General features: G+C 65.8%; 9 protein-coding genes. 6 read left to right on the plus strand and 3 right to left on the minus strand.

Annotated features, from left to right (window positions below):
- Positions 1 to 365 precede the first annotated feature (365 nt).
- Positions 366 to 1,604: a hypothetical protein gene (locus tag AWC14_RS23270; RefSeq protein WP_142281808.1), complete on the plus strand. Its 1,239-nt coding sequence runs from the start codon at positions 366 to 368 to the stop codon at positions 1,602 to 1,604.
- Between the two features lie 126 nt (positions 1,605 to 1,730).
- On the opposite strand, the gene AWC14_RS23275 is transcribed toward AWC14_RS23270, so the two are convergent.
- Positions 1,731 to 2,153 (minus strand): lipoprotein LpqH, encoded by a 423-nt coding sequence (locus tag AWC14_RS23275; protein ID WP_052425708.1) that lies wholly within the window; start codon positions 2,151 to 2,153, stop codon positions 1,731 to 1,733.
- 226 nt (positions 2,154 to 2,379) lie between these two features.
- Here AWC14_RS23275 and AWC14_RS23280 point away from each other — a divergent pair, with 226 nt between their 5' ends.
- Together AWC14_RS23280 and AWC14_RS23285 are read left to right on the plus strand one after the other, a co-directional pair.
- Positions 2,380 to 3,345, plus strand: coding sequence for an LLM class flavin-dependent oxidoreductase (locus AWC14_RS23280; protein WP_045385286.1), 966 nt, complete (start codon positions 2,380 to 2,382; stop codon positions 3,343 to 3,345).
- 8 nt (positions 3,346 to 3,353) lie between these two features.
- Positions 3,354 to 4,427 carry an NAD(P)H-dependent amine dehydrogenase family protein gene (locus AWC14_RS23285; protein ID WP_045385283.1) on the plus strand — a complete coding sequence of 358 codons (1,074 nt, stop codon included), beginning with the start codon at positions 3,354 to 3,356 and terminating at the stop codon, positions 4,425 to 4,427.
- Here AWC14_RS23285 and AWC14_RS23290 read toward each other — a convergent pair.
- Positions 4,424 to 5,266 carry an SDR family oxidoreductase gene (locus tag AWC14_RS23290; RefSeq protein ID WP_045385281.1) on the minus strand — a complete coding sequence of 281 codons (843 nt, stop codon included), beginning with the start codon at positions 5,264 to 5,266 and terminating at the stop codon, positions 4,424 to 4,426. The genes AWC14_RS23285 and AWC14_RS23290 overlap by 4 nt on opposite strands.
- Before the next feature lie 97 nt (positions 5,267 to 5,363).
- A complete protein-coding gene (locus AWC14_RS23295) occupies positions 5,364 to 6,659 on the minus strand; it encodes a TetR/AcrR family transcriptional regulator (protein ID WP_045385280.1) in 1,296 nt (431 codons plus the stop codon).
- Positions 6,660 to 6,925: 266 nt separating this feature from the next.
- Here AWC14_RS23295 and AWC14_RS23300 point away from each other — a divergent pair, with 266 nt between their 5' ends.
- The 3 genes from AWC14_RS23300 to AWC14_RS23310 all read left to right on the plus strand — a co-directional run bounded on the left by AWC14_RS23300 (position 6,926) and on the right by AWC14_RS23310 (position 10,573).
- Positions 6,926 to 8,560, plus strand: coding sequence for a nitric oxide reductase activation protein NorD (locus AWC14_RS23300; RefSeq protein ID WP_081968377.1), 1,635 nt, complete (start codon positions 6,926 to 6,928; stop codon positions 8,558 to 8,560).
- Positions 8,557 to 9,372, plus strand: a complete 816-nt coding sequence (locus tag AWC14_RS23305; RefSeq protein ID WP_057003477.1) for a CbbQ/NirQ/NorQ/GpvN family protein — start codon at positions 8,557 to 8,559, stop codon at positions 9,370 to 9,372. Before AWC14_RS23300 ends, AWC14_RS23305 begins: the two co-directional genes overlap by 4 nt.
- An 88-nt stretch (positions 9,373 to 9,460) precedes the next feature.
- A complete protein-coding gene (locus AWC14_RS23310; RefSeq protein ID WP_045373584.1) occupies positions 9,461 to 10,573 on the plus strand; it encodes an ABC transporter substrate-binding protein in 1,113 nt (370 codons plus the stop codon).

Here is a 10,573-nt window from a genome sequence, read left to right on the forward strand (position 1 = left end):
GGCCCGACCCGAGGAACCCAAGGAAAACTGGTGCAGGCCAGCGGATCACTCATGCCACGCCAATCCCAACCGCCCCATTCGTGCAAGAATCAGCCCCGCGACGACACCAAATCACTGATCCACGGATTCAGGCTAAGCAGTCAAAACGCACCCGACTTGTAAAGACATCTTGCCCAAAACCGAGTGGTTATCCCGCCGCCGTGAGGGCTGTGGCAGTACGCTACATGCCGGTATCTCCTCGAGGGAGAGGGATCATGCGGTGGTTGTGGTCTCCGAGAGATAGTGGATCGGATCGGCAGCCGCGGACGGCGAGAGTGTCCGCGGGGTTTCTCATTACCGCGGTACGGCGTTAGGACGCTGCCGTGGTGAACTGGCCAGATAGTGCCGCGGTGGCGTTCGCGGTGCCATTGACGATCGGCCTGGCCGGCTTGGCCCTAGGTGTGGTGGATTTCTTCAACGGTCCGAAGAAGGCGGTTGCGCGACCGGCGCACGTCACGCCGGGCCCGCCGAAACGCAGCCGCCAACCCCGCGACAGCGACGCGAGACCACCGACCACGCGGAAGCTCCCCCGGCTGAAATTGAGAACCGAGGCGCGGGCGCAGGCACGAGCCGGCGCCGCGGAAGCTCTGGCCGATGATGCTCGGGCGCGGGCAGGGGCGGCAGAAGCCGAAGCGCTGGCCGCCGAAGCCGGAGTTTTGGCGGCTGAAGCCGAAGCGTTGGCCGCCGAGTCGCGGGCGCGGGCAGAAGCCGGCGAAGCGGAAGCTCTGGCCGCCGACGCGCGAGTGCGGGCAGAGGCTGCCGAAGCGGAAGCGTTGGCCGCCGAGGTGCGGGCGCGGGCCGACGCGCGCCAAGCCGAAGCGCTAGCCGCCGAGGCCCAGGTGCGGAGGCGGGCGCGGGCCGAAGCCGCAGACGCTGAAGCTGTGGCCGCCCAAGCCCGGGAGCGGGCCGAAGCCGCCGAAGCCGAAGCCGCTTCCGCCCAGGCGCGGGCTAGGGCGGAAGCCGCTGAGGCCCAGGCTGTGTCGACTCAGGCGCGGGCTAGGGCGGAAGCCGCTGAGGCCCAAGCCGTGTCGGCCCAGGCCCGGGCGCGCGCCGAGGCCCGCGAAGCCGAAGCGCTGGCAACCCAGGCCCGGGCGCGACGACGGGAGCGGGCCGAAGCCGCTGACGCTGAAGCCGTGGCCGCGCAGTCTCGGAAGCGGGCCGAAGCCGCCGAAGCTGAGGCCGTGGCCGCCGAGGCGCGGGCGCGCGCCGCGGCCGGCGAGGCCGAAGCGCTGGCAGCCCAGGCGCGGGCGAGGGCGGAAGCGGCTGAGGCCCAGGCTGTGTCGGCCCAGGAGCGGGCGCGCGCCGAGGCCCGCGAAGCCGAAGCGCTGGCCGCCGAGGCGCGGGCACGAGCGCGGGCGCGGGCGCAGGCCAGCGAAGCGGAAGCGCTGGCCGCCGAGGCGCGGGCACGGGCCGAAGCGGCCGAGGCGGAGGCCGTGGCTGGCCAGGCGCGGGCGCGGGCGGCGGCCGGCGAAGCGGAAGCGCTGGCCGCTGAGGCGCGGGCGCGGGCGATCAGGCTGCGGCTTGAGGCGGACGCGATTGCCAAAGGAGCTCCTCCGCCCGACTAAGCACGGCAACCCTCAGCGATTGCGACCGCCCCGCTGGACGAGCCACAGGCTTAACAGGACCGAGGCGATCACAGCGACGCTGAGCAGGATGGTGCTTGTCATCGCAGTAAATCTATCCGGTAATGATCAACAGCTCACTTCGATCTTGAAGTCAGCCGTGGCCGGGGTGTTGACATTGTTCGGGTCAGTCCCTTGGGCAGTGCCGGTGATCGTATAGGTGTCGCCGGCAAACACAGCCTTAGCCTTGCCAACTCCGGCATCGGCGACGCCGGTGAAGCCGTCGAAGTTGTCGATGTGTACGGACTCGGGTTTGGGTTTGTCGGCATCGAGGCGCAGCACCGCCTGGACACGAGCCGGCGCCACGCCGATGTCAGCGGTCAGCAGCCATTGCACCTGACTACAGGAGACGGCGTGCGACGTCCGAGTGGTGTTGTTGACGGTGACCCGAGCTGTTTTCTGCGGCACCTTCTCCGAGCGCATGAAGCAACCGGAAGTTCCGGTCACCAACACCGAAGCCGTCAACGCGGCCGCGACGAACCGGGCTCTCACCGGCCACCTCCATTCCCACGGTCGCTGGTACGTGCGTGCCTCTCGCCGCACGTCTTTCTACCAGTGCACCGTCCACTTTGGGGCCTCTTGGCCGAATCGGCAAAGCAGGCATCGCCACCCCCACGCAGTTGGAACAAAGATTAGGTTATAGTCTGCGTGACTTGACGCGCCATCGACTCCAAGGGAGCGGATTCTTGACGCAGCACCGGTTCGAGGAACGGCGTTGATGTTCACTCTCCGGTTCGACATGCGGGCGCCCGACATCGGCGCGCCGACAAGCGAGCTCTACGCCGCGGCAATCGAGATGTGCGCATGGTCGGAGACGCGCGGCGCGATCGCCGCGGTGCTGTCCGAGCACCACGGCACCGACGACGGCCATCTGCCCTCGCCGCTGATACTCGCGGCGGCAATCGCAGCTCGAACGAAACAGCTGGCCATAATGCTTGCCGCAGTGGTCATTCCATTCAGGGATCCCGTCCGCCTGGCCGAAGAAATGAGCGTGCTGGACATCATCAGCAACGGGCGCGTCTCCTACGCGTTCGGAATCGGCCACCGCAGCGAGGAATACCAGCACTTTGGTATCGACATGCGGACGCGGGGGCGGCTGGCCGACGAAAAGCTGGCGCTTCTGCTGCGACTGCTGAGAGGCGAGACGGTCAGCCACGACGGCCGACGAATTCGCGTCACCCCACCACCCGTAACGCCGGGCGGCCCGCACATCATGATCGCCGGTGGCAGCCGAGCCGCCGCCAACCGGGCGGCCGCCCACGGATTGGGATTCATCGCGCAGGCAAATCCTCACAGGCTCAAGGAGTTTTACAAGTCGGCATGCCGTGCTCATGGGCGCGATCCTGGGATGTCGCAATTTCCCGATGGGAGCGCGCCCACCGCAGTGTTCGTCGCCGACGATCCGGACCGGGCCTGGACGGAACTCGGGCCATACCTCCTGCACGATGCGAAGACAGCGGCGGCCTACCGGCACGGCGACGAAACGGTGGCAAGCATTTCGCGCGCTGAGACGCTCGAAGAGTTGCGTGCAGAGCGGGGCCCGTACCGGATCTTCACGACGGCGGAGGCGGCCGACTATGTCCGCGCCGGCAAGGCGTTGCCGCTGTTGCCGCTCTGCGGAGGTCTGCCGCCGGCGCTGGCGTGGCCGTATCTCGAACGCGCGGCCGCGGTGTCAACGCATTGAGGAGGAACATGACCGCGAAACCAACTCGAGTCGCCGTCTGGGCCACGGGCGGCGTCGGTTCGATTGCCATCGATGCGATTCGACGTCGCCCGGACCTCGAACTTGTTGGCGTATGGGTACATTCGCCGGAAAAGGTCGGTCGTGACGCGGGCGAGCTCGCCAGTGGTGCGGCCATTGGTGTGACGGCGACCGACGACGCCGACGCGCTTGTCGCGCTCCGCCCGGACTGCGTCGTCTACACCGCAAGCGGCCCCGACCGCGACGCCGGCGCGGTGCCCGACTACCTGCGCTTGCTCGAGGCCGGAATCAATGTGACGTCGACGTCGTCCACCAGCCTGGTGTACCCACCCGCCTACTTTCACGCCGAGTGGCGCGAGCAACTCGAAGCGGCCGCCAAATCCGGAAACGCGTCGTTCTATGTCTCCGGAATCTTTCCCGGGTTCGGCTCGGACCAGCTTGCGCTGGTGTTGTCGACGCAGTCGAAAACAATTCGCACGGTCACGGTGTCGGAGGTGGCGCTCAACGATCACTATCCCGTTGCCGACGTGATGATGGACGGGATGGGGTTCGGTCGTCCGCTCGACTTCGAACCGATGTTGAGCACCCCCGGATTCATCGAGATGGCCTGGAGCGCACCAATTCACCTGATGGCGCAGGGATTAGGCGTTGAGGTGCAAGAGATCCGTGGCATGTTCGAGCGTCGGCCGACTTATCGCGATATCGACGTGGCCTTCGGGACGATCACGGCGGAAACCTGCGGGGCGGTGTCCACTCGGGCGGCCGGCGTGGTGGACGGCCGCGAGGCGATCGTGATCGAACACATCATTCGGATGGCTCGCGACGTGGCGCCAGAGTGGCCGAACTCCGACTGCGACGCCACATACCGCGTCAATATCGAAGGCGAGCCCGACATCCATTGCTCGATGACACTGGGGGAGGCCGAGGGTCACGCCGCGGGCAGGGGGGCGATGGCGGCCACCGCCATGCGCGTCGTCAACGCGATTCCCTATGTGGTGGATGCGCCTGCGGGACTATTGAGTTCGCTGGACCTGCCGATCACGCTGCCCCGCCACGCGCTCTAGGTGAGCGAAACGCGGCCCATGATCAGGTCCATGATGGGCTTTCCGGGCGGGAACGCTCCGGTGAGCGAGGACATCACGTGTCCGTTGTCGACGAGCAGAGTGATACCGCTGATGCCGCTGGCCGCCTGGCTGTTGAGGAAGATCATGGCGTTGGCCATCTGCTCGGGAGTGTGGACCTGGCAGCCGGTGGCGTCGCGGTAATCCTGGGCGAAGGTGAGCCACAGGTCGGCATTCGCGCGGGCCAGCGGCGTGTCGGTCGGTCCGGGGCAGATGGCGTTGATGCGTACGCCCTCTTTCAGCAAGGGGAAGGCCTGAGTCGCCACGTAGGCGTTGATGGCTTTCTTGCTGAAGCCGTAGTGGATGATGCCCTCCGGCTCGTGGGCCGCGACCCAGGCGTCGGCCGATTCGTAGTCCGGTGTGGCCAGGAACTCCTGAAGCAACGGCAAGTCGTTCTCCCAGCCCATCCCGGCGACCGAGGAGATGAAGCAGATTGCGGACCCGCGCGAAAGCTTGCCATCGGCCCGAACCCGGTCGATGAGATGGCGATGACCGATGAAATTGACTCTCATCAGCTTTGGCCCGTCGGCAACGCCGGCGGCCGAGAAGATGGCGTCGATGGGACCGTCCACCTCGTCGATTGCGGAGTCGATCGACGACCGGTCGGATAGGTCGACTCTCACCTCGCGGGCAGCCTCGTAGGAGACCGGCGCGTAATCCATCACAATCACCTCGGCACCGAGCGCCGCTGCCGTCTGGGCGGCGGCCGCCCCCATGCCGGTGGCGCCACCCACGACGAGCACTCGCTTGCCGTCGTACCGGAATTGGTCGATGCCGGTCATTGTTCTCCCTCTTCTCTTTGGCCCGCCACTCTGCGGGCCCGCAAAAACTCTACGGGGAACATATTTTTGGTTCAATACCCGATTTTCGGGGCGGCGGCTAGCGGACGGTGTCCCGCTGCGCTACGCCGCGCACGACCGTGTCACGGGCATGGACAAGTGCCGCGCTCTTCCCCTGGTCCCTCACGATGTTTTCGGGCATCCAAATGACATCCATCACGCATCTCGCGAGCATCTCGATGGAGGGAGTCTCGACACGGATGTCACCCGACCTAATCCCTTCGGACAGCAGGGTTTTGAGTTGCCGTAGGCGGGTGGTGAACAGGAGGCCGGGATTCGGGGTATCGGGCGGGGACTGCCGCATCCAGGCCAGCTGAATCTTCCATTCATCCGGAAACTGATCCAGCGCGTTGATGTTGACCCAGGCCAGCGCGTCCAGTTTCTCGATAGGCGTCGAATCCGCGCGAAGGACGCTGACGAATCCGCCGCCGGCCTTTTTGCCGAACGACTCCATGATCGAGGCAAGTAGCTCGTCTTTCGAGCCGATCAGCCGATACACGGTCCCCGTACCCATGCCGGCCGCCGAGGCGATGTCGCGGATGGTGGTGACTTCATATCCTTTGCGGCCGAACTCGGCTCGGGCTACTGCACGGACATGTGCCGCTTTGTCATTGGCCTCGGATTCGGTCTGCTCGTGCCATGTCTTGATCGCTGCTTCTGCGGCCGCAAATGCATTGGAGCGATCCAATTCTTGGTCGCTGTGCTGGCGACTGGCCAGCCCCTGCAGCATGATGCGGCACAGCAGCGCGGCGGCCTGATCGGCGGCGGCAGTGTGGCGGATGACGTCGAGACCGACGTGCATCATCGACTGACACATCCGGTCGGCCAATGTCGGAAGATCGATGTCTGCCCGGATGTAGCCGCTCCATCTGCCGGCGCGCAGGGTTTGCAGCATCGCTTGGCGGACGGCGGTCGGCGGATGGCGCAGCAATCCCACCAGCTCGCGGTTTGCGCTTGGCGCCTCGTAGAACGACATCTGCAGCGCAGCGCGGTGCGCCACCGCACAGCGCGCGATTGCCGAGCCGAGCTCGGTGATCGTCTCGGCGACCGGACGCGAGCCCGGTTCGTCCAATTTCTGGTGCGCGGTGTCTGCGATGCGTTCCAGATCGGCGTAATACCGCCGCACCAGCTCGACGAGAATTGCTTCTTTGGACTCGAAATGGTGGTACAGGCTTCCCGGCAAAATCCCCGCGGCGTCGGCGATCTCCTGCAGCGAGGTGCGTAACCCGGAGGAGGCGATCAGCGACGCGGCGGTCTGCAGGATCTCGGTGCGGCGCGTCCCGTCGTCGTAGGCGCCGCTGGAGGTTGCCGCCGCGGCTGGTTGCTGGCGCCCCACGTCACCTCCACAGCTTCCCGCAACAGGGCCCACTGACCGAATGTTTGGTTAAACGCTACCAGACAGTAGCGACTTTGCCGGGCGTCGCGTCACTGCGAGAATACGTCGATCCCCACCCGCTCGCAGACGCCGAACCGACTGCACCACCGGAGTTGATTGACTGCGGACAGCACGGACTCTAGGGTGGAACAGATATTTGGTCAACATTGGCGGTGAGGGAGTCGTTGGCGAACCACACTGCAACCGATGCCCTGCAGCAATGGAGCATGCTGGCGTCTGCGGTTTCCGGCCGCAGTGTCGACGTGGCGGCAGCCGGCGCCGGTGAGCCGGCGTGGACGGACGGCAAGACGATATTTCTCGACGCCGACGCCGGCCCGCGGCACCAGTTGCAAGCGGTGGCGGTTCAAGCCTGTCTCTTGGCGGAAGGGAGCCTGGAGCCGACCATCGCACGACGGCTGGGTCGGCGGACTGCCCTGACCGCGCGATACCTTGCGATAGAGGGACATCGGGCGCTCGCGGCCAACGAGGAGTTGCTGCCGGCAGCGGTGTCGTTGCTCGTGGACCGCGATATGGCGGGCCGCGGCGACTCTCCGGCATGTTCGCTGGCTCTGGCGAGCCGCCGTGCGGTCAGCAGCGAACCGCCAGCAGTATTCGGAACCATCCATCCGCGAAAGCTGTTGGTTGCCAGCAAGAGCCGAGATCAAGGCCAATCCGGTAAGCACGTTGCTCGACAACAGCGGCGCAAGCTCTTGGCAGAGCACGAGGACTCCGATCCGGAAGACGTCGCGGACTTGTTCTCCAGCCCGGTTGGCGGCGGAGGTGGTCTCGGCCGGTGGCTCAAGAAGATGCTGGACTCGGTGCGCCGGCTCAACGGTAATGGACCACCGGGCGCGGACGCATCGACGCACCGGTTGCGATCGGGCATGCGTGGCGGCGGCACTGCCGTCGTATCGAACGCCACGGTCGACGTCGACGAGTACGGTCTTGCGGACGAGGCTGCGGGAATCAAGTACCCCGAGTGGGACTTTCGTCGCCGGCAATATCGGCCGAACTGGTGCGCCGTGCAGGAAGTCGTGCCTCGACCCAGCGACGCCACGTCGATCAGCGTGTCCGAGGGGTACCGGTTGCGTCGAGCACTTGCCCGGCTCGCCGTAGGTCTCGACCGATATCATCGCCAGGTTCAGGGCGACGACGTCGATATCGATGCGGCGGTCGAGGCGCGTGTCGAGACCATTGCCGGGTCAGCGCCCGACGAAGCGGTCTACGTCGACAGTCTGCGTCGCCGCCGAGACCTTTCCGTCCTGATCCTTCTGGACATCTCGGGTTCGTCGGCCGAACCGGGAACAATCGGCCATACCGTGCACGAGCAGCAGCGCACGGCGGCTGCCGCTTTGACCGCGGCATTGCACGATCTGGGAGATCGCGTGGCGTTGTACGGTTTTCATTCCCAAGGTCGGTCCGCGGTGCATCTGCTACCGGTGAAACGGTTCGACGACGATCTCGACGCCCTGGCGATACGGCGTTTATCCGGTCTGACACCGGGCGGCTATTCGAGATTGGGCGCCGCAATCCGGCACGGCGCCGCAGTATTGGACCGTCGCGCAGGCACACCGCGGCGGTTGCTGCTCGTGTTGTCCGACGGGTTGGCGTACGACCACGGTTACGAACGCGACTACGGCGCGGCTGACGCGCGTCGCGCGCTGGCCGAGGCCCGTCGGCGGGGCACCGGCTGCCTGTGCTTGACCATCGGCGCTGCCACGGACGTGGCCGAGCTGCAGCGCGTATTCGGCAGCGCCGCGCATGTCACCATTCCGCGGCTTGACCAACTCAACCAACTGATCGGTCCGCTGTTCCGGTCAGCCCTGGCCTCGGCAGACCTTCGACGACGGATGGTGGCATGACTAGTCAAAAGTACGCACCACGGCCCTACTATGTGCCTGTCGGCAACGAGGAGCACGTGTTCAAAGCGGCGTTCCGGCAAGGGTTGTCGGTGGTGCTCAAAGGTCCCACGGGTTGCGGAAAGACACGCTTTGTCGAGGCCATGGCCCACGACCTCGATCGACCGCTCATCACGGTGGCCTGCCACGACGACTTGACGACGGCGGATCTGGTGGGCCGATTTCTGCTGCGCGGTGGCGAAACCGAGTGGGTCGACGGGCCGTTGACGCGCGCCGTGCGCGAGGGAGCCATCTGCTACCTCGACGAGGTGGTGGAGGCCCGCCAGGACACCACCGTTGTGCTGCACCCGCTGGCCGACTATCGCCGCCAGCTTCCGATCGAGCGGCTGGGGGTGACGCTGGAAGCGGCGCCCGGCTTCTGCTTGGTGGTCTCGTATAACCCGGGATACCAAAGCGTTTTGAAGGATCTCAAGGACTCCACGCGTCAACGCATGGTGGCCATCGAGTTCGGTTTTCCGACGCCCGACGTCGAGGAGAAAATCGTTGCCTGCGAGGCAGGCGTCGATCACGAGACCGCGGTTGAGTTGGTGCGGTTCGGGCAGGCGATTCGGCGCCTCGACACCGCGGGACTGCGCGAGGTCGCCTCGACCCGGGTGCTGATCGCCGCCGGGCGGCTGATCGCCGAGGGACTGAGCCCCCGCGAGGCGGCCCGGACCGCCATCGCCGGGCCGCTCACCGACGACGCCGCGGTGACCAGTGGTCTGGACAAGATGATCGACGTGTACCTGCCCGGTCAAGGCGGACACGATGATTGACGATCGGACGCCAGCCGCGCTAGGGTCTGAACAAATTTTAGGTTCCACAGTGGGGCGGCGGCCGTAGCGCTGCACCAACGGAGGCGAGATGTCCTACGAGAGCACCGCAGAGCCGATCAAGATCGGCTACCTGATGGACTTCCGGCTGCCCGAAGGGTTTCCGAAGTCGTATTTCGAAGACCTGACGCAGCCGTTCGATCTGGTCTTCAAGCAAGCCGCCGAACAAGGGCTGCTCGACCGACCCATCGAGATCATCTACCGCGAGGTGGAGGGTCTGCCGAAGGGATCGGTCAAGGCGGTCATCGATGCCTATGGCGAACTGTGCGACGAGGGATGCCTGGCTGTCTTCGGCCCGAACATCACCGACAATGTCGTGCCCACCCGGGAGGCCATCGAGGAACGCTTCAAGGTGCCGGCGATCAGCGTCACCGGGTCCGATGCGGCGCTGGGGGAGTGGGTTTTCTCCTTCCCCATGGGATCGCTGACCGACGAGCCGATCTTCTGGTCGGACCTGCTGGCCAAGGGCGGGCACACCGAAGTTGGTGTTCTCGTGGAACAGTCGTTGGTGGGCAAGACCTATCTGGAGAACTTCCGTAAAGCCTCCCAGCGCAAAGGTATTCGCATCGTCGCCGAGGCGGCTATTGCCCAGACGGCCCAAGACGTCAGCGAGGCGGTCCGAACCGTTCACGACGCCAAGCCCAGCGCGCTGGTGCACTGCGGTTTCGGGTTCGGGATTGTCTTCATCAACCCTGCTCTCGAGGCGCTGGACTGGAATCCGCCCCGGTTCACCAGCACGGCGTTCCAAAACGCATGGCTCAACCCGATTATGTGGAACGGCTTCATGGGCTGGATCGGTGTGGACCAGTACGACGAAGGCAACACGGTCGGGCAGAAGTTCCTCGACGACTACCACGACGCCTACGGCCGGCGCCCCGAATGGTGTGTGCCCGTTGTCAATCGCGACGTCGCGATGACATTGGTACGTGCCTTGAGCGACGCGCATCCGTTGAGCCCGCGAGGGGTCAAGGAAGCCCTTGAGCGGGTGAAGATGATGCCTGCCGCCTCCGGCGCACCCGGCACCCGGGTGTCGTTCGGAAACTGGACCCGGCGCGCCTGGATGGGCGCCGGCTACCTGGTGGCCCGCAAGCTCGACCCCGACGGCGTCAACTCCCATCTCGTCGACCGCTTCGGTGAGGAATAG

This window comes from Mycobacterium kyorinense, from assembly GCF_002101735.1.
Taxonomy (GTDB): domain Bacteria; phylum Actinomycetota; class Actinomycetes; order Mycobacteriales; family Mycobacteriaceae; genus Mycobacterium; species Mycobacterium kyorinense.